Raw genomic sequence first — 23,319 nt, 5'->3', positions numbered from 1 at the left:
CGAGCCGTTTTGCCTGGCTGGCGTGACTGGTCGTGAGCGGTCAGTAGAGCCTGCGCGAATCGTTCCAGCGAGCAAACCACCAGCGCCCCGCGGGGTCGTCGGCCGCGAGGCGGCTGACTTGGGTTCCGCCGGTGGCGCTGTGAATGAACCGTCCGTCACCAACATAGAGACCGACGTGGGTTACCGGCCCTCCGGGCTCACGACCAAAGACGAGAATATCCCCGGGAGCCAGCCTGGCCAGATCGGTGCCCACCGAGCGACCAGCCTCGGCCTGATCCAGGCTGCGCCGCGGCAAGGTCAGGCCAGCGGCGCCGTAGGCATACATAATCAGGCCGGAGCAATCGAATCCGTTGGTGTCCGACCCGCCCCACCGGTACGGTGTGCCTCGCACCGCCAGGGCCGTTTCGACCGCGTCGGCTGCCACCCTGGCTGCACCCGAGACGGTGGCCAGTGACGGCGGAGTCCATGGCGCCTCGGCGGACCGCGGAGCGGGAGTTGCCGCGCGTGGCGTCGAGCTCGCGCGAACCGATGATGCGCGCCTGGTCCCTTGCTGCCCGAGCGGCGCACCGACCCGAACGCCCAGGGAGACTCCTCCGACCTGCCCGCGGGTAAACTCCTGATATCGAACCTCGGCGCCCAGGCCGACCGGGCCGAGACGAACCAGCTCGGCTCCGGCTCCTGCGGACCAGCCGACCCACCCTGCCAGGCCCAGCCGTCGTCGCAGGTCGAAGGGACCGGCACTGACACTGCCGACGAGATAGGGTTGCGCCGAGCGACTGAGCGGCACGATCAGGTCGGCGCCGACCCCAGCCAGCATCGGCCCCTCGCCGCGGGGCCCCTGGGTCGCAACCGTCGCAAACGGACGCAATTGGGCCGGTCCGGCCCGATGAGACCAGAGCGAGAGGCGATACTCGTTGACCCGCGGCGTACCGAAACCGTGCGCCGCGACTGCACTGACCGATTGGGCACTCGCAGGCGCGCCAAGCAGAACCAGAATGAGCCCTGGACAGGTGGTACGCACCTAACGATCCTCCAGCTTGTACGGTCGACCTGTGGCCAGCTCGACCCGATAAATTGCCATGACCCGGCAGTGCCGGCTCAACTCGGCCCGGAGATTGTCCCGATCGAGCTGCGTCGGCGGCGTCGTCACGAACAGCAGCGGGACCTTGACGACCGAGCTGTCGGTCCGGATCTCCACGCTGCGCTCCAAGCAGGCAGTGCCGGCGCTATCCAGAGCGGTTCGGCCTTCAGCCAGCCAGACCGACACTCCCGACGCCAGCGTCAGAACCAGCGAATCCGGCGGGCCTGCCAGCACCGCGGCCGACTTGTCGGCACCCTCAGCCGGTTTGGCCGAGGGCCCGCATGCCGCGGCCAGCGCAATACCAGCAACAGCCATCCGGGCGCGGGTCGCGATCATTGCGGCGACTCTTCTTCCTCACCCTCGAGCGCCACCAGTGGCGAGGCATCCGGCGCAACCTGGAGCGTGCTCTGCAACCGAGGCGAGCGGCGCAGCAGCCGGAGCCAGAGCACCAGGGCAAGCGCGGCCGTCGCCCCGCCCGTCAGGACCGTCGCAACCAGATGATTCCTCGACGACAGGGAACCACCGAGCCATGCCGCAACCCCAGCCCCTAAAAACGAAGCTGCCCACGCCACCACCGGCGTGAGCAGCCATCCGAACAAACGGGCCAGGAATCGAACGAAGGTCATCTCACCCGCGGCGAGTCCCCATCGCGGTGACCGCAACGAGCACCGCCAGTGCCGGCAGCACCGAGATACCGAAGGCGCCAAGCCCGTACCTGGCGCCCGGGAACCCAAGCAGCACGGCTGCCGCCATGATGATCGCGGCCAGCACCAGGGTCCCGCCGATCAGCGCAACCGGATTCGTGGCGCCGCTCTTGGCGGCCTGATTGGCCAGCACCCAGGCGCCAAGCCACGGCAGGAAGGTGCCAACCATCCACCAGACCGGGTGGTACCACCAGTTGCTGCCACCACCGATCTCCAGCCATCGGTTGGTGTAGAACCCGAAGGGCTGGAACACGGCAACGTCGACGACCAGAAAGATCACGGTTGCCCAGAGACCGATCCCGGCTGCGCCCGAGATTCCTTCGATGGTTCGCGCTTTGGTCCACAGGCCCGGCAAGGTGATCGTGATGGCAATCCCCAACACCAGGATCGCGCCGAGCACCAGGAGCTCGACCATGCCGTCGAGCCGGGGCTGCAACAAAGCAAAGGCGCCGATCAGGACCGACTGAATGACGCCCAGCTGGGTACCGGACCGGAGAACGTGCCGAAGCTCAGTGTGGTCGGCATCGCGAGTTGCCTGAACGGCAGAAGTCATCGGGGCTCCAACAGATCAAAAATGAGGGAACGTCGTGCAATCTAACGGCTTCCGCCGTCCCGAGCCAAGGCCGCCAGGGTGACCGAGCCGAGCACGGCAGTCCGTGCTCCTGTTGGCTGCTCGACGATCAAACGGGCATCTGCCGTGACCCCTGCCGCACGTCCTACTACCGGCTCAACCAGTGCCCGCCCCCGCAACCAATCCCGACTCGCAAACTCGGCTAACTCTGCCTCGGTCAGCGGCCCGGCTCGTTCCCCGGCCTGGACCACTGCGGCAACGACCGGTGTCACGAGATCAGTCGCCTCGGCCTGCCCGCCCAGTTCCGCGAGCGCCACCGCGCTGGCCCGGAGCTCGGCCGGCACCTGGTTGGTGAGATTGATTCCAATCCCGACCGCGATCCATCCCGGCGCGTCGCCCAGCCAGCGGGCTTCACAGAGGATCCCACCCAGCTTGCGATCGTCGGCCATCAGATCATTCGGCCACTTGATCCGAATCGGCACCGGCGAGGCCGCAACCCGCTCGAGACAATGCGCGACCTCGAGGCCGACCCTGAGACTCAGCCCCTCGACGGCGCCGGCGGTCGCGGGCCGCAAAATCACCGTCAGCCAGAGGCCGCCTCGCGCCGAACTCCAGCCCCTGCCCCGGGTACCGCGGCCGGCCTGCTGTTCGACGGCAACGACGGCGGTGCCCGCCTCCGCGCCCTCCGCAGCGAGCTGGTGGGCCAGGTCCTGAGTCGACTCGAGTACCTCGAAGTGGTGAATGGTCACGAGCCGCCTAACGTCCGAGCAGACCGAACCACACCAGGCAGAAGATTCCCACGACCGCACAATAGGGCGCGAAGGAATGGAACCGGCTGGACTTGAGCAAAGCCACCAGAAACCGAATTGCCACGACGCCGGCAATCAGCGCGCCGAGGAATGCGAGCACCATGCCGGGAGAGAACGGATCGAAGCCGGGTGGCACCTCCCGTAACTGCAAGACCCCGCTCCCAGCAATGACGACGATCGACATCAGAAACGAAAACTCGGCTGCGACCACCGGCTTGACACCGGTCCAAAGGGCCACTGCAATCGTGGTGCCCGATCGCGAGATCCCCGGAATGATGGCGAGGGCCTGACCAGCCCCGATCAGGAAGGCACGCCATGGCGTAATCGGCCTCGACTCGACCGGTGCCCGTTGCATGGCGTACTTGGTACTCCAAAGCAGCACCGCCGTAAGCAGAAACTGCCAGCCAAGCAGGACCGGAGAGTGGAAGGTCCGTTCGAAAAAGTCTTTAAAGGCAATCCCAACGACAGCCGCCGGCACGGAAGCCAGCAGGATCAGCCCTGCAAACCGAAGTGACTGGGCGTCGCCGGACAACATGCCGCGCAGCAACGCGGCAATCCGTGCACGATAGGCGATAAACACCGACAGCAGCGTGGCAACATGAACGACGACTTCGAAGAAGAGTCCTTGGGGTTCGAAACCAACGATCCGTTCAGCCAGCACGAGATGTCCGGAACTCGAAATCGGCAGAAACTCGGTAAATCCCTGTACCAGTCCGAGAATGAGCCCCTGCCACCAGGACAACGTCATGACAACGCCTCAGCGTAGAGTGCTTCATACTGTGGAACGACCACATCGGCGGAGAACATCGCCGCGCGTTGCAGCGCCGCAGCGCGCATTGTTTGGTACGCATCTGGGTTGCGCAGCAGATCGATTGCCCGGCGTCCCATCGCCTCGACCGACCCGGGCGGCTCGAGAATACCCGAGACACCGTCCTCGACGACCTCGGGAATCCCACCGGTCCGCGACCCAACGACCGGCACGCCGGACGCCAGCGCCTCGAGGGCTGCCAGACCGAAGGACTCGGTCTGCGACGGCAGCAGGAACAGATCGGCGACCCCGAGCAGCCGACTCACATCACCGAGCCGTCCAAGGAACTGCACGTCCTCATCGACCTTGGCATCGATCGCCTCCCGCTCCGCATCGGCCCGATCCGGCCCGTCACCGATCATCACCAGGGTAGCCGGCATGGCCCGCCGAATCCGCGCGAAAACGCGAACGACATCGCGGACCCGTTTCACTTCCCGGAAGTTCGACACATGAACCACAATGCGATGCCCGGGCGGGGCCAGGCCTTGACGGCAGTCATCAGGCCTGGGAGCGTACTCGGCCAGATCGACGAAATTCGGAATCACCGTGATGTCACAGCCGTTGCAGCCGAAGGTGCGAACAGTTTCCTCTTTGAGGAACTGCGAGACGGCGGTAACCCGATCCGAACGCTCGATCGAAAACTTGGTAATGGCGTAGAAGCTGCTTGCCTGCCCGACGAGGGTGATGTCCGTACCGTGAAGCGTCGTGATCACCGGCAGCCGGCGGCGACCGACCAGCATCTCGCGCGCCAGGTACGCTGCTGTCGCGTGCGGAATCGCGTAGTGGACGTGCAGCACATCAAGCTCTTCCCTCAGCGCGACCTCATGTTGTTTACTGGCCAGGGCAAGCGAATAGGGGTAGTACTCGAACAGTGGGTACTGCTCCGTCGTGTCGACCTCGTGGAAGTAGACGCCCTGGGCATACTCACGCAGCCGAAACGGCATCGCGTAGGTAATGAAATGGACTTCATGACCGCGGCGCGCCAGTGCAAGACCGAGTTCGGTCGCCAGCGCACCGGAGCCACCGTAGGTCGGATAGCAGGTGATTCCGATTTTCACGCGCGCGCACTCCTTTCATCGACACTGGCCCACGCCTCCGCAATCTCGCGTGCCAGACTGTCGGGCGGGCGCGTGGCATCCAACGCGAGAACCGGGCCAACGAGCTGGTGACGGAACCAGGTTTCCTGACGTTTGGCATACTGCCGCGTCCCTGTGGCAATCGCCTCGACAACCGACTCCCGGGGTCGCATCCCGATCAGGTACTCGACGGCCTCGCGAATCCCGACCCCGTCGAGGCCCGGCGACCCCGGGCGGGCGCCGTCCGCCATGGCGGCCGCTGCCTCCTCGATGACACCCCGCCGCACCATTTCCTCGGCCCGCACCAGAATGCGGCGATGCAGCACCGGACGTGGCACCGTCAGCACAACATACCAGGGCGCGATGCTTCCCGAGGTCCGGGCCGCGGCCTGCCAGTAGCTGAGCGGGTATCCCGACAGCAGGGCAACCTCGATCGCCCGCATGGCCCGCTGTCGGCCGCCACCCTTGAACGCCGGATCGAGCCGAGACGCCCATCGCACCAGCGAGGTCGTACCGAAGCTGCCGACGATCGTCTCGAGCAGCCGGCGACGATCAGGGTCGAGCGGCGGCTCGCGGAAGAGTCCTTCAACCAGGGTGCGGATATAGAACCCGGTACCGCCCACGATCACCGGCAGGCGACCGCGTGAGCGAATCTCCTCGACCCAGCCCTCCGCATCGCGCGCGAACCGGCCGGCACTGTACCGTTCGCCCGGATCGATCACGTCGATGCCGTGATGGCGGACCCGCCGCTGCTCGCGCCGGGTTGCTTTGGCCGTCCCGATATCGAGTCGGCGATAGATCTGTCGGGAATCCGCCGAGACAACCTCCATGTCCCAATGCTCGACCAGCGCAAGCGCCACTGCGGTTTTGCCGACCGCAGTCGGGCCGACGATAATGGGAACCCTATCTCCGACCAAACCGGCGCTCCAGTTCATCGACCGGCACGGTCACGATCGTCGCGCGACCGTGGACGTCGTGCGGAGGTAACGCCGTCTCGAACAGGCGCAAGAGCAAGCTACGCATCTCCGGCTCCGAGAGCGGCATCCCGGCCTTGACCGCTGCCCGACACGCGTAGGTCGCCGCAAATCGTTCCAGGCGATTGGCCCATCCGCCAAAGCGCCCGCGGGCCAGGTCCGCCACGAGTTCCCGGAAGCAGGCCGTGGCGTCGAAGCGAGGATGCGGCGTCGGCACCGCGTGCAGCACCACGCTCCGCCCGCCAAATGGCGCGACTTCGAATCCGACCCGGGTCAGCTCATCGCCGTACCGCTCGACCGCTTCGAGTTCGTCATCGTTCAGCTCGACCGTGATCGGGAGCAGCAGTCGCTGGCTGGCAATCACCCCGGCCTGGATGTCGCCCATGACCTGCTCGTAGAGGACCCGCTCGTGCGCCGAGTGCTGGTCGACAAAGACGGCACCCTCGGCGGTCTCGAACACGATGTACGTATTGCGCAGCTGAAGGAGTGGCGTGGTAATTGCTCGCGGAGCAACCGGTGCCTCGATCGGGACCGGAGCATCGGACGACGCCTCGAACAGCAAGGGCATCACCTCCGAGAGGTCCGCCGCTCGCTCCACCGCAGGGGTTGCGTGCCAACTGGGAACGGGACGGTCGGCCACCGGCGCGATGGTGGCCGAGGCATCGAGTGCCCCCAGGCTGAGCTTGACCGCTTCTTCGACCGCCCGTTCGACCGCAAAGCGTTCACGGAAGCGTACCTCGAGCTTGGCCGGATGCACATTGACGTCGACGTCACCGGGGGCCACGCTGATGCGCAGCAGCAGCGTGGGGCGATCGCCCGGGGCAATTGCCGACCGGTAGCCGTTCTCTGCCGCTCGAACGAGAAACGGGTCGCGGAACGGTCGCTCATTCACGAACAACTGGACCCGGCGCCCGGTCGGACGCGCGTCCGATGGCCGTTGAATCAGCCCTTCGACCTGCACCGAACCGACGGCGTGCCTGACGGGCACCATGGTTGCCACCACATCGCGACCCCAGACAACACCAAGACGACCCGCGAGGTCCTGATCGGCAGGCACCTCGAGGCGGCGGGTCCCGTCGGCGATGAGTTCGAAGCCGACATCGGGATGCGCCAGCGCGAGGACGCCGACCGCCTCCCAGACGGCCCGCAGCTCACTCGAGACCGAACGAAGAAACTTGCGACGTGCGGGGGTGTTGAAGAACAGACTGCGCACCGTGACGGTGGTACCGCGCTGACGGGCAATCGGTTCGACCCGATCGATGCGACTGCCCGTCAGGCTGACCTCGGTACCTTCACCGGAGCCATCGGAGGTGGCCAGGGTGAGCCGAGAGACGGAGGCGATGGCCGGGAGCGCCTCACCGCGAAAGCCGAAAGTTGGCACCCCGACGAGATCAGACGCCGCGACGATCTTGCTCGTGGCATGACGGTCGAGCGCGAGCACCGCGTCATCCCTGCCCATCCCGCTGCCATCGTCGCTCACGACGACCGACTGCTTGCCACCCTCGGCGATCTCGACGCGCACGTGACGCGCGCCGGCATCGATGGCGTTCTCGATCAGTTCCTTGACGACCGAGGCCGGGCGATCAACGACCTCACCGGCCGCGATCTGATTGGCGACTGCATCGGAGAGGATGGCGATCCGGCGATTGGGAATTGCGGCAGACACGCTTCAATCTACACGGTCGACTTGGGCGACGGAGACCTTCGGCACCCAGCCACGGTTGCCGTGGCGGTCGCGGACTCTGACCCAGTCGGCGCGACGTTCCTCGATCGTGACGCGGGAGAGACCCGGGAGGCGGCCCTCTTCCGGGGCCAGACCGTGCGGCGATCGCTTGAGCGAGACATTGGCCGTGGCAAAGGCCTGGTCGACGGGTAACCTCGGCCAGCCAAGCACCACGATCGCCAGGGCGACGCCCAGCGCGATGGCGCTCCAGCGCAGTTCGGGACGGCGCCCTGACCGAACCGCGATCGCAACGGCCAGCGCCCAGACCACGGCCGAGATCAGCCCCCATTCAAGTCGTGAAGGGCCCCGGGGCGGACGCACCTGGTGCAGCGGCTCGTACTCCCGCTCGAGCGTGTTCCAGAGCGCCCTGGCCGCGGGCTGACGCGGTGCCAGGGCCAGCGCGCGGGTCAGACGGGCTGCCGCTGCGGCGTCGTCACCGCTCAGGTAGCGCGCGGCCGCGGCGTTGTACCAGAGTTGCCACTCGTCGCCCCGCGCGCTGGCCTGGCGCTCGAACTCGACTGCCGCCGCGTGGAACGCCCCGTCGCGGTAGAGCGCGGCGGGATCATGCTGCGCAGCGGCATTGCCCCCGACCAGCAACAGAGCCAGCGCGAGCCCGGCCCGGCGCCGAACCACCACGGGAGCTGCCTCGATCACGACCCGTGCCTGCGCGTCAAGCGCCTCGGTGCTCCCCCCGGCCCCCGGCGTGAAGCGCAGCCGATCGAGTTCGAGCTTGAGTCGCGCCGCGTGCGCCGCGGCGTCGCGGGAAAGCCCGGCCCGCCGTAACCCGCCTTCGAGCCGGTCGACCTGGCCCCGATCAGACTCGGGTACCAGGCGCACGACCAGCTGCTCGAGCGCTGTCACGCCGTCGATTTCGGGCGGAGGCGCCGTGGTCCCCCGGCGCCGGTGGAAAGCCGCCGCGCCAAGGACAACGACCAGCGGCACCAGCAGCATTGCCCACCAGGCTGGTCGACCCGGCTCGAGCAACCCGAGAGCCGACAGCCGAGCGCCAGGGCCGGCAAGCGGGGGTGGCGTTCGGCCAGCCGTCCGGCTCTTGCCGGGCAGAACCGGGACCACCATCCCGGGCGCCGCAGCGACCCGAAAGCCGGACGCCGGGTCGAAGTAGTCGTAGCGGAGTTCCGGCAGCGCGACGCTGCCTGCGCTGTCAGCCACGACCAGGAAGTGGAAGGTCCTGGTTCCCCCCAGCATGCCAGCCGCCACTCGCTCCGCATCGGCGGTCCGGTCCAGGTAAGCCCGGGTGCCGACGGGCCAGCCGACATCAGGCGGAGCCCAGAACGCCAGATTCCCGGTGCCGGACAGAACGATCTCGACCGGCAACGGCTCCCCGGCATGGGCCGGGAGCGTCTGGATTCGATACCCGATACGGAGCCCCCCGGCCGACGGACCCCGGAACCCCGATGGCATTGCGACGGTCGGGACCGGCAGGACCTCCACCGGAACCGGCGCACTGGTTGCCTCGGCGGGGCGTTCGGCCGACACTGCGCGCCGAGCCGGCACCGTGTACTCGAGGCGGGCGGGCGGCACCTCGATCCGGCCCGGCGTCAGCGGAAAGGTGACTTGATGGCTGACGAACAGGTCATAGGTGTCGTTGCCGACGGTGCGAGTCGCGAGAATCCCGGGAACCGCCGGCTGCGGAACCGACCAGACCCCTGGCAAGACGGGAGGTTTGAGCGTCGGGGAACGACGCAAACGGGCGCGCAAGCTGCGGGAGAACCAGGCCGCAGTCAGGACGTCGAGCTGAGCGCCCTGGTAGATGCGGGAGTCCGATACGAGGGTCACGAGCGTCGCCGCCTCGCCGGGCACCGGCTCGGGAACCCGGCGAATCAGCTCCATCAGGCGAGGATTGCGAACCGGGTCGGTCGCCGAGGTTCCAACCACCGTGACCCGAACATCGGGGGCGACATGCGACTCACCCCCAACCGACACGACGAGGGGCGACAACGACCAGGTACCGACCTGAGAGGCACGCAGGGTCAGTTCGAACTGGTAGGCGCGGGCGCCTGGCATCCCGGCAACCACCTCATCGAGCCGTTCAAAACGGCCCACGATGTCGAACCCCGAGATCGGGGGCAGTTGCACCTGGAAGGTTCCGGGCAGCGTCGAGACCGCGCGAACCGTATAGACCACGTCCTCTCCCACCGGCACGCGGACCCGGTCGACCTCGGCGGTAATCGTGACGCCCGTCGCCTGCCAGAGCAGCATCAGCAACGCGACCATACCCTACCAGTCCTTGTCTGCGGCGCTGCGCGCCACCCGCCGGCGGCGCAACTGTTCCGCCCGCACCGATTGCTCCGCACGCTCGACCGAGCGGAGAATCTGCTCCGCTTCGGCCGCGGTCATCCCGGCCGGTCGCGGCGTTGGCGTGCCCGCGCCGGCCTCGGGCCGCGGAGGCGTTGGTTGCGGCTGGCTCGATGACGGTGGCGGTGGCCGCCGTCGCGAGGCCAGTTCCAGGTTCCACTTGGTGGCAAACGAGGTGGGCGCGATGGTCAGCGCCTCCCGGAGGTGCTGGGCTGCCTGTTGTTCGAGCTCGCTGCGGCGGGCCGTATCGGCTCGCGCAGACTGGAGCGCTGCGAGGCCGAGATTATACAGAGCCTGGAACCGCACCATCGGGTCCAACGATTCGGTCGCTGCCGCCAGCGAGGTGCGGGCCGCGTCGTAGTCACCGGCGATCAGCGCCAGCGATCCGGCGTTGTACCAGCTCGTATCGGCAGCGCGACCCGCTCGTGCCGCCTCGGAAAACGCCGCGATCGATCGCGCCGTATCCTGGACTCGCAGGCGGGCGACACCAGGTGCGGGGCGCTGGGCGGCAGCCTCCCCGCCAAGGATGGCCAACCAGGCAATCGCCACCAGGGCCGCGCGCCGTCGCCAGGCGGCCTGTACCAGGAGAATGGCAAAGGCGCCTAACGCAAAGACCCAGGCCTTGGGAACCATGTCTTCCGCACGCTGACCTCGCGTCGGGCTCCGTTCCAGCGCGGCAAGCGTTTTCCAGACCGCGCCCGCCTGATCCGGAAAATCGGCCGGCACCAGAATGCCCCGGGCTGCGTCCGCCACCAAGCGGAGCACGTCGTCTCGCCGGCTGCTCAGAACGTCCTGTCCGGCCTGATCCGTGACATACCCCTGGATCTGCCCAACAGCGTCACGAAGCGGAATCCGGGTCGGCGTCACCCCGCCGGCACCGACGACGATCAGCGTCACCCCTGCGTCACGCAGCGACCGGGCGGCCTCACGAACCGGGCCGAGCGAGTCGTGCGTCTCACCGTCGGTGAAGAGTACCATCGCACGGGCGCCCCCGTGATCGACCGCTTCGAGCAGTTCCCGCCCCTGTCGCAGCACCGTGGCGATGGCCGTGCCGCCTTCGCTGGCAACTTCGGGGTCGAGCGCATCGAGTTGCAGCTCCACCGCGCCGTCATCGAGCGTCAACGGCGTCAGGATGTAACTGCGGCCGGCAAAGGCCAGCAACGCCATCCGGTCGCCGCGGGCATCCTGCAGCAGCCGACGGCTTTCGCGAACCGCATGCCCCAGCCGATTCGGCACGGCATCTTCAGCCAGCATCGAACGGCTGATGTCGATTGCAATCACGACATTGAGCGCCCGAGCTTCGGTCGACGTTTCCGTCCGGCCCCAGCGCGGCCCGGCAACGCCAAGGCCGATCAGGAGCGCGCCAACCGAAACAGCGGCAAGCCCGATGCGCCCCTGCCCGGCCAGCTCAGCCCGGGTACCGGACCAGGCTGCCGCCGCGCGAATCCGGCGATGCCGGGCCCACCATGCGGCGGCCAGCACCATCAGGCCGATGACCGGCGCCAGCCAGCCGAGCATCGGTGCATCGAGCCTCATCCGACCCTCCGAGCCACCGTAGCCGCCGTCAGCAGCTCCAGCATCAGCGCACCAAGAGCCAGGATCAGGAAGGGGCGGGTACTCTCGTCGAGCGAGCGGTAGCGCACCATCTCGACCTGGCTGCGCTCCAACTCGTCGATTTGATCAAAGATGCGGCTCAGGGCATCGCTGTCCTTGGCCCGGAAGTATCGCCCGCCGGTCAGCGTGGCAATGTCGGTCAGCAGTGCCTCATCGATCCGAACCGGGAGCATTTCGTAGCGATACCCGGTCAGGCCGCGGCCGGTCGGGATGCGCGCCTCCCCATCGGTCCCGACGCCGATGGTGTAGACCCGGACGCCCATGGCACGGGCGGCCTCCGCCGCCGTCCTGGGGTCGATCGCCCCCCGATTGTTCTCGCCATCGGTGAGGAGCAGCACCACTTTCGAGGGGCTCTCGACCCGACGCAAGCGGTTGACCGCGGTGGCCAGCCCGCTGCCGATGGCGGTACCGTCATCGAGAGTGCCGATTCGCAGGTCCAGGATCGCCTGCTCCAGCACCGGATAGTCGAGCGTAATCGGCACCTGGGTCAGGGCCTCTCCGGCAAACGCGACCAGGCCGATTCGATCGGCATCGCGTCCGCGAACGAACGAGATTGCCTGCTGCTTGGCAACCTCCAGCCGGTTCGATGGCGCGAAGTCCTCGGCCAGCATGCTGCTCGAGATGTCGATCGTGATCACGATCGAGATCCCCTCGCGCTTCACCGTGGTTCGATCGCCAGGGAACCGGGGGCCCGCCGCGGCGACGATCAGCGCGGCAAGCGCCAGCGATCGCGCTGCCACTGGCAGGTGAGCAATCCAGGACGCGCGAGCCGCGCGACGGGCCACATGTCCGTCGGCAATCCGAAGTGCCGGCGGCGGACGCCGGTGGCGCCACCAGAGCCAGAGCGGAATCAGGGCCAGCAGCAACAGAAGGATCGGGCGGGCAACGGTCATCGTCCCTCCGCAACCCAACGCTTGGCACGTACGATCAGCTCATCCACGTCCGCAACGGGCGCATCAGGACGGAAGGTCATCCTGTCGAGCTCGGCCAGCAGCTCGTTCCGAATCGAGGCCGCGGTCGGATCTGACGGCGGTGTCCGCTCGACCAGATGGGCCCAGCCGTCCAGAGCCACGCGGACCTCACCCGAACGCTGCCAGCGATCGAGCCGATCGCCCGGCATGGGACCGCCAGGCACCGCAGCAGGCGGGCTCTTGCGTGGCCGGCGACGACGCGTCAATACCACACCGACCGGAAAGGCCACCAACGCAACAAGCAGACTCAACACCACGACCGGCAGGAGCGAAGGCTCACTCTGCTCCAGCAAACCGGCAGCCGGCCGCGGGGCGATCGTGTCAACCGGGCCCGCAGGAAGAACACTGCGCACCGTGACCAGCACGTCCCGGGCACGCAACGTGTCCGAGCGACCGGCGGGATTGACGACGATCGGTCCGGGAATCGAAACCGTGTGCGCCCCGGGATACCAGAACGCAACCGGATAGCGAATGGTCGCGCTGTCGCCGGAGAACTCGAGGACCGGCGGCCCCAGGACCTGGCCCAGATCACCGAGAACCCAGGGTTGGGGCCGGAGAATCTGATCCGCAGCCAGCCGGACCGTGGCAGCAACCCAGACGGTATCACCGACCGTCGGCACGCGCGGCGGCTGGTACGCCAGCAGCGCGGCAAGCAGCGAGATCACCGTGTCCCCCGCCGCTTCGGCGCAAACGCCCGGCGGAGAATCGGAGCATAGTCTTCCGCGACATCGATGGCCACATGCCGCACCCCGGCCGCCCGGAGTCGCCCGTTGCGCTCGGCAATCCGCGCAGCCGCCGCTTCAGTCCAACGCCTGCGCGTGGCCCGATCGGACAGGTCGACGAGATGCCGCGCGCCGGACTCCGCATCGGCAAACTCGAACCAGCCCTCGCCGGGGGGCGAGACCTCGCGGGCGTCATCGACGGTGACCGTCGTCACGTCGTGCCGGGCCGCGAGACGCTTGAGTGGCGCATCCCAGTTGCCGCCCAGAAAGTCCGAAATCAGAATCACCACACCGCGGTGGGCCAACACCTTCGAGGCGTACAGCACCGCGTTGGCAATGTCGGTTCCCTGCCGTTCGGGACGGAAGGCGAGCAGATCGCGGATCAGTCGGAGCGCATGACGCCGGCCCTTCGACGGGCGCACCACATGTTCGACCCGGTCGGTAAAGAGCAGCGCGCCGACCCGGTCCTGCTCGCGAACACCGGCCAGGGCCAGCACCGCGGCGATCTCGACCGCCCGGATGGCGCGCGCTACCGGTTCACCGACCCGGGTCGACCCGGACTGATCGACCACCAGCAGCAGGGTGAGTTCACGCTCTTCGGTAAACGTTTTGATGAACGGAGAGCCGAGCCGGGCGGAGACGTTCCAGTCGATGGCGCGGTAGTCGTCGCCCTGTTCGTAGGCGCGGACCTCCGCAAACTCCATCCCCTGACCCCGAAAGACCGATCGCGACTCGCCGGCAAAGAGCGTATCGATGACGCCCCGGGTGCGAATCGCGATCCCTTTGACCTGCTTGAGGAGCTCGGGGGAGACCCGAATCGTCACGGCACCGGCACCCGCGCAAGCACCTGTTCCACGATCGAGTCGCTGGTGACGTCCTCGGCCTCGGCCTCGAACGACAGCACGATCCGGTGCCGCAGCACGTCCGCGGCAAGCGCCTGGATGTCCTGCGGAGTGACGTAGCCTCGGCCCTGCAGTACGGCGTGGGCCCGGGCCGCCTGCGCCAGCGCAATCGAGGCGCGCGGCGATGCTCCGAACGCAATCAACGGAACCAGGTTTGCCAGACCGACCGTGTCCGGCTCCCGCGTAGCGCGCACCAGGTCGACGACGTAGTCTGCCAGCCGCGGATCGAGATGCGCATGCAGCGTCAGCCGGCGCAGCTCGATGACCGTCGCCGGATCGAGCACCGGCGCCACCGGAATCGCGTCACCGCCGCTCATCCGCTGCAGGATTTCACGTTCCTCGGACCGGGTCGGGTACCCCACCCTGATCTTGAGCAGAAACCGATCCAGCTGCGCTTCGGGCAACGGGTAGGTGCCTTCGTTCTCGATCGGATTCTGCGTGGCCAGCACCAGGAAGGGCTCCGGCAGCAGATAGGTCTGCCCGCCAATCGAGACCTGATGCTCCTGCATCGCCTCGAGCAGCGCCGACTGCACCTTGGCCGGCGCACGGTTGATCTCGTCCGCCAGAACGAGGTTGGCGAAGAGCGGCCCCTGCTTCGGCCGGAACTCCTGCGTCTTGGGGTCGAAGATCATAGTGCCGACGATGTCGGCCGGCAGCAGATCCGGGGTAAACTGGATCCGCGAGAAGGTAGCCCGGAAGGTTTCGGCCAGGGTCTTGACCGCCAGGGTCTTGGCCAACCCGGGCACGCCCTCGAGCAGCACGTGCCCCCCGGTCAGTAACCCAACCGCCAGGCGTTCGACCATCTGACGCTGACCCACGATGCGTCGGCCGATTTCATCCAGCGCGCGACGCAGCACCTCGGCATGGGGATTGGCAGCGGCAGCGGGAGCGGTCATGAGCTTTCCTTGTCCAACCGACGTCGGAACGTTAGGGCGCCGGCAGGTCGATCGCCCGATACAGCGCTTTGATTTCGGGTGGCGTGAGGGGACGCCATTCGCCCGGTTTGAGGTCGCCCAGGCGGATCGGTCCGTACGACAGCCGGGCAAGTCGCTCGACCTTGCCGCCCATCTCGGCCACCCACTTCCGGACGACCGCATTGCGGCCCTCGGCCAGGGTGACGTCAATCAGCGTACGACCCGCACGTCCCGCCTGCACCCGGACCGACAAGGGGACGACCGGACGGCCAGCCACCACCACGCGACCGGCCGCCGCCTTGGCGATGGCCTCGGTCGTGTTGCCGTGCACCAGCACCGTGTAGCGGCGGGGAATCCGGAATCGCGGATGGGTCAGCCGATGGACAGCGTCGCCGTCGGTCGTCAGCAGGAGCACGCCCGTCGTCATAACGTCGAGCCGCCCGACGTAGGTCAGGCCCTTGTGATCGGGAATCAGATCGAAGACGGTCGGTCGACCTTCCTCGTCCGCCGCGGTCGTCACGACACCGAGTGGCTTGTGCAGCACCAGCCACCGGGTGGCGACCGGTCGGATCCGTCGGCCCTTGATGACGATCTTCTGAAGGTCGGGATCGACTTTCGTGCCCAGCGTGGCCACCACCCCATCGACGCTGACCGCTCCAGCCTCGATCAACACCTCGGCCTGACGCCGAGATGCGACGCCCGCACGTGCCAGGGCCCGTTGCAGGCGCATCACCGTCATGATTCGGCTTCGACGTAGGCAGCCGCGTCCTCGTCCCGATCGATCTCGACCTTGGCCGGCTGCAGCGCGATCGAGAGCTCGTCCGCCCGCGGCAGGTTGGCAAGATCCGACATGCCCAGCAACTCGAGGAAGAGGGGCGTAGTCCCGTACAGCAGGGGGCGACCGAGCGCTTCACTGCGCCCGACAACCTCGATCAGCCCGCGCTCCTGCAGCGTCCGCAACACGCCCGCCGCGCTGACTCCGCGAATCTCCTCGATCTCGGCGCGCCCCACCGGCTGGCGATAGGCAATCGTGGCCAGCGTCTCGAGCATGGCAGCCGAGAGGCGGGGCGGCTTGGAGGACAGCTGGGCACGTTCGATGGCGGCGGCGTAGACGGCGCGCGTTACGATCTGAAAGCCGCCGGCCATTTCGACCAGCTCCACCCCATGACCGTCGAAATCATAGTGTTCGCGGAGCTGCTCGAGCGCCTGACGGATCTCGGCCAGTCCCGTGTCCGGGTCGAGGGTTTGCAACTCCTCCACCGTGACCGGGCGGGGCGCGGCAAACAGCGCCGCTTCAATCAGCTGATTGAGGTCGTTCACGGGAAATCACCACCGGCCCATAGGCCCGTTGTTGAAAGACGAAGGCGGCACCGCGGCGCGCCAATTCGAGAATCGCAAGCAGCGTCGAGAGCACGTCGGCAATCGTCGGATGCGGACCAACCGCCTCGGCCCAGCTGATGCTCGCTCGTTCCGACAGCAGGGTTTCCAGCCGGAGGGTTGCCCCTTCGACGTTGAGCGGCCGAGCCACCACCCGATGCAAGACCGGGTGGAGGATGCCCGCGATGACCCGTTCGACCGCCGCCAGCAACTCCATCAGGTCGAGCGTCAGAGGTGGAGGCGGGAGCTCCGGCGGAGGCGGCAGGTAGCCACGTACAAACTTGGCAGCCCGACGCTCGGCCGCATCGCCCATCCAGAGCGCAATTTCCTTGATCTGCTGATACTCGAGCAGCCGGCGAACCAACTCGGCGCGCGGATCCTCCCACTCGTCGCCATCGCCGCCGCGCGGCAGCAGCATCTGGGCCTTGAGACGCACCAGACGACTGGCCATGTCGAGGTAGTCGGCAGCTTGGTTGAGGCCCAGCTGATGAATGGCGCGGAGAAACTGATCCGCGATGCGCGCAATCGGAATATCCGCAATATCGAGCCGCTCCTCCCGAAGGAGGTGCAGCAGCAGGTCCAGGGGCCCCGTAAACGCGTCCAGCTCGACCACGAACCCCGACTCGGGTCCGGGAGCCCCGGGCTCGACGTCGAGCGTGGCAGTGGAAGCAGGCGCCTCAGGCAGGCCCGGGCCAACAGTCGTCATTGACACCAAAAACGAGCAGGAAAACCGACGCGACGGGCTTCGTCGCAAGCTGGGGTCCAATATGGTCGGCTCCCCCGCTCAGGCGAAGGGGTCGGCACCCGATGCGACCCGATCTGGCGCCAAACCCGTCCGGACGCGAACTTGCGGCACCTCGACCCACGAAATAACGCCATGCACTTGCCGTTCGCCGCCGGAACCCTGGGCGTCGCCCTCTTTGCCACGACCGTCACCGCCCAAACCCCGCCCGCCTCAGCGGTCGACTGGGACGCCCTCACGACGAGTGTGGTGACTCGCAATCTCCGCCTCGCACCGGGCGAGCGCGTGCTGCTGTTCTGGGACCAGGGCAGCGACCGGGGCGCCGCCGCGGCCTTTCGCCGTGCGGTCGCGGCGGCCGGTGGCGTCATCTCGGCCGAGCTGAGCGCTCCGACCGAGGCGGAGGCTGCTGCGATCGGGCGACTCGCGCCGGCGGTTCAGGCGCTGCAGCGCGCCCGGCGAGACTCGGCCTGGACCGCTGCCTTTGCGGGCGCCGACGTCGCGATCTGGCTCCCGACCCCGACCTCGACCCTTGCCGACCGTCCCTTCGAGTGGCTGGTCGAGAAATCGAGGGTCCGCTCGATCCACTTTCACTGGTTCCTGCCGCCGGACGGGTCGGACGTCGCTTTGGTCGACTCCCTCTACGTCGCTGCGATGGCGGTGCCGCCGGCGGAACTCGAGGCCCGGATGGCGGCAATCGACCGGGCGATTCGCGGCAAGACGGTTCGCATCACCGCACCGAACGGCACCAACCTGAGCTTTCGCATCCCGGCGGACGCCTGGGTCCATCGCAACACCGGTGACGTCAGCTTGGCCAAGGTTGCCAGTGCTCGAACGATTCGTGACCGCGAGGAGGAGTTGCCGGCCAGCGTGTACCGAACCACGGCACTGACCGATGTCGAAGGCCGAGCCGTTGGCTACGCCAGTTTCGACACCCGAGGCCCGATCCTCGACGCAACCTTTGCCGGCAATCGAGTCAGCCGCCTCGTGTCCGCTCGTGGCGGCGAGGCGCTGGTTGCCTCGTGGCAAAGCCGGTCGGGCGACAAGGCCGTGCCCAGCGAGTTCGTGATCGGCACCAACCCCGCCCTGCCCGCAGTGCTGCCCTCGGGATTCATGCCGTACTACGGCTACGGTGCCGGCATCGTCCGGGTGTCGTTCGGCGACAACTGGGAGTCCGGAGGCAAGAATCGCGTCCCGGGTCACCTGGAGACCCTGCTCTTCATTCCCCAGGCCACCGTCGTCGCCGATGGCGTGGTGATCGTCAGGAACGGCGAATTCGTCGCCGGACGCTGACGCTACTTCCGATAGTCGAGCGGCGGGTCGCGGTCACCAACTTTGCTCGAGTACTGATATCCCCCAAGGCGCTGATCCTGCTCCGCGCGCGCCTTGGTCAGATGGGCCGGGTTGCCGAACAGCTCGACCGCGGTCAGAGCCATCGCCTTGGCCGCGACGTTCATACCCTTCATTCCGATCGACATCCCGCCCGCGGCCACCGCCTGCCAGGTGTGCGCCGGAGTTCCTGGAACCCAAGTTGCCGTCGAGACCTGAACGGTCGGCACGACCCAGCTGACATCGCCCACGTCCGTGGAGCCATTCGAAACCCCGGAATCGGCGGGCAGGATCGCCGCCGCAATCCGATCCGAATCGGCCGGCGCGCCCGTGAGCGTTCCCCGGATCGAAGCGGCAAAGGCGCCCTCCTCCGGCGAGTACCGGTAGCCGCCCACCCGCTGGAGCGCCTGCTCGGCAATATCGGACAGGTACTGGTTGGGCAGTACGTTGTACACCGAGTTCATCAGTTCGACTTCCACCTTGGTCCCGGTGCCCAGCGCCGCGCCGTTGGCGGTGGCGAGGATCCGCTCCCAGATCCCCTCCAGCACCCGCATATCGCTGTGTCGGGCATAGTAGTACGACTCGGCGTAGTCGGGCACGACGTTCGGTGCGCGGCCACCGGCGGTGATGACGTAGTGGATCCGCGCTTCGCTCGGCACGTGCTCGCGGAGCAGGTTGACCATCGCGTTCATCGCCTCGACCCCGTCGAGCGCCGAACGCCCCTGATGGGGTGCAATGGCCGCGTGTGCGCTGACACCCCGGAAACGAAACTTGGCCGAGATATTGGCGAGCGTGGTGGAACGCATCACGCGGTTGGCGTCGCTCGGGTGCCAGGCCACCACCGCGTCGACGTCACGGAACAGCCCGGCGCGCACCATGTAGACCTTGGCGCCCCCGCCTTCCTCCGCTGGGGTGCCATAGAAGCGGATCGTGCCGCCTTTGCCGTGCTGCTGCAACCAGTCCTTGACCGCGATGGCCGCGGCCGCCGACGCCACGCCGAAGAGATGGTGCCCGCAGCCGTGCCCCGACCCGCCCTCGAGCAGGATCTTGCGCTCCGGCACGGAATCCTGGGACAGCCCGGGCAGTGCGTCGTACTCGCCCAGGATCCCGATCACCGGCTGGCCGCTGCCCCAACTCGCCACGAAGGCGGTGGGGATGCCCGCGACGCCCGCCTCGATCCGGAATCCGGCGGCGCGCAGCTGCTCCTGCAAAAGAGCGCTGCTCTTCGTCTCCTGATAGCCGACTTCCGCCAAGCCCCAGATCCGACGGGCGATCTCGCTGGAGCGGGCGTGGCCGGCATCGATCTGCCGGAGGAGTGCGTCGATGCCCGGCTGCTGCGCATCGAGAACGGTCGTGATGGCGGCCATGAACAGCGCCGAGAGCGTGAAAGCGCGCATCAGGAAGCTCGGTGAAGAAGGTGAAAAGGCGCTACCGTCGCCAGCGGACCAGGATCTCTTCGCGATCGAATCGCTTGAGCGTACCGACGAAGAGCCACCAGAACAAGAACCCGAACAGCACGAGCGCCAGCAGCGCGAGCGGCACGCTCCGCATCGCGGGACGACCGAGCAAACCGATCAGTACCAGAGCCGCAGGGATGACCCAGAGGCCCGCCATCTGGGCAGCGGCCTGGACGTCGGCGGCCCGCATCGAGGCTCGCATCCCGATCAGCGCGGCAATGCCCCCGGCAAACGGCACCAGCAGCAGCAGCGCCACGGCAAACGGCAGACCCGGGAATACCGGATACCCGAGCCGCACCACCGAGACGACTACCGTACCAAGCGCGTACAGAATGCCGGCGCCCCAGGTCACCAGGGTACCTGGCACGGCCGCCGCCAGCAGCTTGGCGAGCAGAAACTCCCGATCCTCCACCGGCGTCGCGAGGATCGGCTCGAGGGTTCGCTGCTGCTTCTCCGCCGCGATCGACATGGCCGCCCCCATGCTCGACAGGAGCACCGGCATGAACAGGAAGAAGGCGCCAACTTCGCGAACCAGCAGCCGCATGACCCGTTCCCCTTCCGGATAGCCTGCGAGGATCGGATCGAGCGCCGCAAACCGGAACAGGGCCGCGAAGTCCGGATCGATACCCGGCAACGCCGGATCGAGCGGCAGCAGCGACAGCAGCACGATCGGAATACCGACGCCAATGAGGGGCAGGAGCAGGTACCCGACCCAGACCTGGGCATTGCCGCGAATATCGCGGAGCTCCTTGCGGAGGAAGAGTGACAGCACCGGCTTCATTCGGCGCTCGCAATCGTGGCCAGGTAGACGTCCTCGAGGGTGCGACGAATCGGCACCACGGCGCGAACCCCGATACCGGCTCCAACCAGCGCCTCCACCATCGCCGGGATGCGCTCACCGGCCGGACGGACCAGCACCGTCTCGCCCTGCAGCTCCAGTTCCAGGCCGAATGGCAGCGCGGTCAGCACCGCGGCCGCGGGGCGCGGATCGCCAGCCACCTCGATAGCAACCTGCTCGGCACCGCCCTGCCCGCCAAGCGATGAGGGCGGCCCGAACGCAAGCAGGCGGCGCTGCACGATGGCCACCACATCGGCCAGCTCCGCGGCTTCAGCCAAGTTGTGGGTGCAGACCAGGATGGTCCGTCCTGCCTGCTTGAGCGATCGAATCAGCAGCCGCACCTCACGGGCCGACTGCGGGTCGAGCCCGGAGGTCGGCTCGTCGAAGAAGATGACCGAGGGGTCGTGGAAGACAGCGCGGACGATCGCGAGCCGCTGTTTCATGCCCTTGCTGTAGGTCGCCACGAGATCGTCGCGCCGGTCCCAGAGCTGCATGCCTCTCAGCTGGCGCTCGATGGTGTCCGCCAGGCGAGGCCCCTCGAGACCGTAGAGGCGGCCGAAGAGCGCCAGGTTCTCATAGGCGGTCAGCCGGTCGTAGAGACCGGGCGTCTCCGTGAGCACGCCGGTGGCAGCACGGAGCCGGGCCAGATCGGGCCTGGCTCCCGGAAGGTTGACCCCGGCCACCCGCGCCGAACCCGCCGAGACCCCGATCAGGCCCAGCAGCATGCGCACGGTCGTGGTCTTGCCCGCCCCGTTCGGACCGAGCAGCGCACACAGCTCGCCCTCACGGAGCGCGAAGCTCACTCGATCGACCACGATCCGGTCGCCGAAGGTGCGGGTCAAGCCGTTGAGTTCGACCATACCTGAATCACCATTCGTGCGGGTAGCAGAGGGACGAATTGGGCCCTGGCGGCGCCTTGCCAATACCGGCTGCCCCCCACCCTTGCCCAAGCCAGCTCGACCAGACTAGCTTGCAAGGCTGTCACCCGACTGTCGTCGGGGCCGAATTGCCGAATCATCGAGGAAACGATGCCGAGGATCAAGTCCGCCAAGAAGCGGTTGCGTCAGACCAAGACCCGCACCGCCGCCAATCGCCAGAAGCGGAGCCAGCTCCGGACCGCGCTGAAGAATGCTCGGAAGGCCACCGACGCCGCCACCCGCGCGACGACTTTCGCCTCGGCTGAAAAGCTGCTCGACCGGGCCGGTCAGAAGCGCCTGATCCATCCCAACACGGCTGCCCGTCAGAAGAGCCGGTTGGCCAAGGCCAAGAACGCTGCGGCCGCCAGCGCCTGATACGGGTCGCTGGGTGCAGATGACAAAAGGGGCCGGCAATCGCCGGCCCCTTTCTCGTTCTACCCCTGAGTTACCTCAGACAGCCGCGAGCTCGGCTCCACAGCGCTCGCAGTACCACTCCGTCGGCCGGTTGAGCGAGCCGCACTCGCCGCACTTGAGCGTCTTGGCCGACGTCGGGGCCGGCCGGTCGGGCCCGCGGACTTCCGGAACGGTCGTGGTCGCCTGCCCCGCGGCGTTGCGCGGATCGAGCGTCATCGACTTGAGGAAGGTCAACTCGTCTACCGCAGAGGCCGGCGGGGGCGCCAGGGGCTCCTTTGAGGCCGCCGTCGACGGAAACGGGATCGTACGAGCCGGGCCCGATTCGCGGGGCTTGAGGCCGCCACGAGGGACGAACCGGGGGGCCTCAGGCAGTTCGACCGGCGCAGGCGCCTGGGCTGCCGGTGCCTGGGTCTGAGCCGGGGCCGGCTCGACCGGGTCCTCTTCGAGGCTCAGGACGACAGGCGCCTCGAGTTCGGGGACGGGATCAGGCTCGGGTTCCGCCGCCGCTACGAACGGCTCGACTTCGGGTTCCGGCTCCGGGGCCGGCGGGGGCGCAATCTGACTGAGGACCTCCTCCAGCCGCTCGGTTTCTCCGGCCAGTCGGTCGAGTTCCTCGTTGAGGCCCGCGATCTTGCCACCGCAATCGTCCGCGACTCGCTGCCATTCGGCGTCGCTGTACTCACCCACGCTGTGCCGCAACTCGGCTTCCGCGAGGGTCTCCTCCTCTTCGGCGCGAAACGCCTGGTACTCGCGAGTCTGGCTTCGGAGGCCTTCGAGGGTACTGCTGATGACGTCGGAATGCCCCCGGAGGCTCTCGACCACCTGAGCCAGCCGGGCCTCGTAGTCGGTCCGGACCCGCTTTCGCACAGCCGGCGGAGTCTTGCTTCCTGCAGCGTCGATCTTTTCGAGCCAGCCCGCCAGCTGCTGCCGTGACGCGAGGAGCGACTCGACCTCGCTCAAGTCCTGCCGCTCAAAATCGGTCATCCAGAGTCTCTCCCAGCGTATCCCCGGTTCCCTGCACCGCTGACGGTCGGATTAAGTCCCGTCAGGGCAACGTCTTACG

Annotated in this window: 24 protein-coding genes; 2 read left to right on the top strand and 22 right to left on the bottom strand. The window is 67.6% G+C overall.

What is annotated here, in order from left to right; all coding sequences use genetic code 11:
* Window positions 1-40: 40 nt before the first annotated feature.
* The 18 genes from KF785_09940 to KF785_09855 are packed head-to-tail and all read right to left on the bottom strand — an operon-like array spanning window position 41 to window position 17,268.
* Window positions 41-1,021 (bottom strand): C40 family peptidase, encoded by a 981-nt coding sequence (locus tag KF785_09940; GenBank protein MBX3147076.1) that lies wholly within the window; start codon window positions 1,019-1,021, stop codon window positions 41-43.
* A complete protein-coding gene (locus tag KF785_09935) occupies window positions 1,022-1,417 on the bottom strand; it encodes a hypothetical protein (GenBank protein MBX3147075.1) in 396 nt (131 codons plus the stop codon).
* The gene (locus KF785_09930; protein MBX3147074.1) at window positions 1,414-1,707 is read right to left on the bottom strand and encodes a hypothetical protein; all 294 of its coding nucleotides are present in this window, start codon (window positions 1,705-1,707) and stop codon (window positions 1,414-1,416) included. Before KF785_09930 ends, KF785_09935 begins: the two co-directional genes overlap by 4 nt.
* Before the next feature lies 1 nt (window position 1,708).
* Window positions 1,709-2,338 (bottom strand): hypothetical protein, encoded by a 630-nt coding sequence (locus KF785_09925; GenBank protein MBX3147073.1) that lies wholly within the window; start codon window positions 2,336-2,338, stop codon window positions 1,709-1,711.
* Between the two features lie 41 nt (window positions 2,339-2,379).
* Window positions 2,380-3,105: a biotin--[acetyl-CoA-carboxylase] ligase gene (locus KF785_09920; protein MBX3147072.1), complete on the bottom strand. Its 726-nt coding sequence runs from the start codon at window positions 3,103-3,105 to the stop codon at window positions 2,380-2,382.
* 7 nt (window positions 3,106-3,112) lie between these two features.
* The gene (locus KF785_09915) at window positions 3,113-3,913 is read right to left on the bottom strand and encodes an undecaprenyl-diphosphate phosphatase (GenBank protein ID MBX3147071.1); all 801 of its coding nucleotides are present in this window, start codon (window positions 3,911-3,913) and stop codon (window positions 3,113-3,115) included.
* Entirely contained in the window at window positions 3,910-5,031 is a 1,122-nt protein-coding gene (gene bshA / locus KF785_09910) for an N-acetyl-alpha-D-glucosaminyl L-malate synthase BshA (protein MBX3147070.1), read from the bottom strand. The genes KF785_09915 and bshA overlap by 4 nt, the downstream gene beginning before the upstream one ends.
* A complete protein-coding gene (miaA, locus tag KF785_09905) occupies window positions 5,028-5,966 on the bottom strand; it encodes a tRNA (adenosine(37)-N6)-dimethylallyltransferase MiaA (protein ID MBX3147069.1) in 939 nt (312 codons plus the stop codon). The genes bshA and miaA overlap by 4 nt, the downstream gene beginning before the upstream one ends.
* Window positions 5,953-7,689, bottom strand: a complete 1,737-nt coding sequence (gene mutL, locus KF785_09900; protein ID MBX3147068.1) for a DNA mismatch repair endonuclease MutL — start codon at window positions 7,687-7,689, stop codon at window positions 5,953-5,955. The genes miaA and mutL overlap by 14 nt, the downstream gene beginning before the upstream one ends.
* A gap of 3 nt (window positions 7,690-7,692) precedes the next feature.
* A complete protein-coding gene (locus KF785_09895) occupies window positions 7,693-9,981 on the bottom strand; it encodes a BatD family protein (GenBank protein MBX3147067.1) in 2,289 nt (762 codons plus the stop codon).
* A 3-nt stretch (window positions 9,982-9,984) separates the two neighbouring features.
* The gene (locus KF785_09890) at window positions 9,985-11,598 is read right to left on the bottom strand and encodes a VWA domain-containing protein (protein MBX3147066.1); all 1,614 of its coding nucleotides are present in this window, start codon (window positions 11,596-11,598) and stop codon (window positions 9,985-9,987) included.
* Window positions 11,595-12,569, bottom strand: coding sequence for a VWA domain-containing protein (locus KF785_09885; protein MBX3147065.1), 975 nt, complete (start codon window positions 12,567-12,569; stop codon window positions 11,595-11,597). The genes KF785_09890 and KF785_09885 overlap by 4 nt, the downstream gene beginning before the upstream one ends.
* Window positions 12,566-13,312 (bottom strand): hypothetical protein, encoded by a 747-nt coding sequence (locus tag KF785_09880; GenBank protein ID MBX3147064.1) that lies wholly within the window; start codon window positions 13,310-13,312, stop codon window positions 12,566-12,568. Before KF785_09880 ends, KF785_09885 begins: the two co-directional genes overlap by 4 nt.
* Window positions 13,309-14,193 carry a DUF58 domain-containing protein gene (locus tag KF785_09875; GenBank protein MBX3147063.1) on the bottom strand — a complete coding sequence of 295 codons (885 nt, stop codon included), beginning with the start codon at window positions 14,191-14,193 and terminating at the stop codon, window positions 13,309-13,311. The genes KF785_09880 and KF785_09875 overlap by 4 nt, the downstream gene beginning before the upstream one ends.
* Window positions 14,190-15,167, bottom strand: coding sequence for a MoxR family ATPase (locus KF785_09870; GenBank protein ID MBX3147062.1), 978 nt, complete (start codon window positions 15,165-15,167; stop codon window positions 14,190-14,192). The genes KF785_09875 and KF785_09870 overlap by 4 nt, the downstream gene beginning before the upstream one ends.
* Window positions 15,168-15,198: 31 nt before the next feature.
* Complete coding sequence (locus KF785_09865; GenBank protein ID MBX3147061.1) at window positions 15,199-15,924, bottom strand: rRNA pseudouridine synthase; 726 nt, start codon at window positions 15,922-15,924, stop codon at window positions 15,199-15,201.
* Complete coding sequence (gene scpB / locus KF785_09860; protein MBX3147060.1) at window positions 15,921-16,505, bottom strand: SMC-Scp complex subunit ScpB; 585 nt, start codon at window positions 16,503-16,505, stop codon at window positions 15,921-15,923. Before scpB ends, KF785_09865 begins: the two co-directional genes overlap by 4 nt.
* On the bottom strand, window positions 16,480-17,268 hold the full coding sequence (locus KF785_09855) for a segregation/condensation protein A (GenBank protein ID MBX3147059.1): 789 nt from the start codon (window positions 17,266-17,268) through the stop codon (window positions 16,480-16,482). The genes scpB and KF785_09855 overlap by 26 nt, the downstream gene beginning before the upstream one ends.
* A 171-nt stretch (window positions 17,269-17,439) precedes the next feature.
* Between KF785_09855 and KF785_09850 the strand changes: the two genes are divergently transcribed.
* On the top strand, window positions 17,440-18,594 hold the full coding sequence (locus KF785_09850) for a hypothetical protein (GenBank protein MBX3147058.1): 1,155 nt from the start codon (window positions 17,440-17,442) through the stop codon (window positions 18,592-18,594).
* Between the two features lie 2 nt (window positions 18,595-18,596).
* On the opposite strand, the gene KF785_09845 is transcribed toward KF785_09850, so the two are convergent.
* From KF785_09845 to KF785_09835, 3 genes are read right to left on the bottom strand one after another with little or no spacing between them, the layout of a single operon-like run.
* A complete protein-coding gene (locus tag KF785_09845; GenBank protein MBX3147057.1) occupies window positions 18,597-20,027 on the bottom strand; it encodes an amidohydrolase in 1,431 nt (476 codons plus the stop codon).
* A gap of 31 nt (window positions 20,028-20,058) precedes the next feature.
* Window positions 20,059-20,868 (bottom strand): ABC transporter permease subunit, encoded by an 810-nt coding sequence (locus tag KF785_09840; protein ID MBX3147056.1) that lies wholly within the window; start codon window positions 20,866-20,868, stop codon window positions 20,059-20,061.
* Entirely contained in the window at window positions 20,865-21,785 is a 921-nt protein-coding gene (locus tag KF785_09835; protein ID MBX3147055.1) for an ABC transporter ATP-binding protein, read from the bottom strand. The genes KF785_09840 and KF785_09835 overlap by 4 nt, the downstream gene beginning before the upstream one ends.
* A gap of 168 nt (window positions 21,786-21,953) precedes the next feature.
* Between KF785_09835 and rpsT the strand changes: the two genes are divergently transcribed.
* Complete coding sequence (gene rpsT, locus KF785_09830) at window positions 21,954-22,217, top strand: 30S ribosomal protein S20 (protein MBX3147054.1); 264 nt, start codon at window positions 21,954-21,956, stop codon at window positions 22,215-22,217.
* 75 nt (window positions 22,218-22,292) lie between these two features.
* Here the strand turns inward: rpsT and KF785_09825 are convergent, their stop codons facing one another.
* The gene (locus tag KF785_09825) at window positions 22,293-23,240 is read right to left on the bottom strand and encodes a hypothetical protein (GenBank protein MBX3147053.1); all 948 of its coding nucleotides are present in this window, start codon (window positions 23,238-23,240) and stop codon (window positions 22,293-22,295) included.
* Between the last annotated feature and the right edge of the window lie 79 nt (window positions 23,241-23,319).

The sequence above is a fragment of the Gemmatimonadales bacterium genome, assembly GCA_019637315.1.
Lineage (GTDB): Bacteria > Gemmatimonadota > Gemmatimonadetes > Gemmatimonadales > GWC2-71-9 > SHZU01.
Note: the sequence above shows the minus strand (reverse complement) of the source record. Positions and strands in the feature narration are given on the sequence as shown.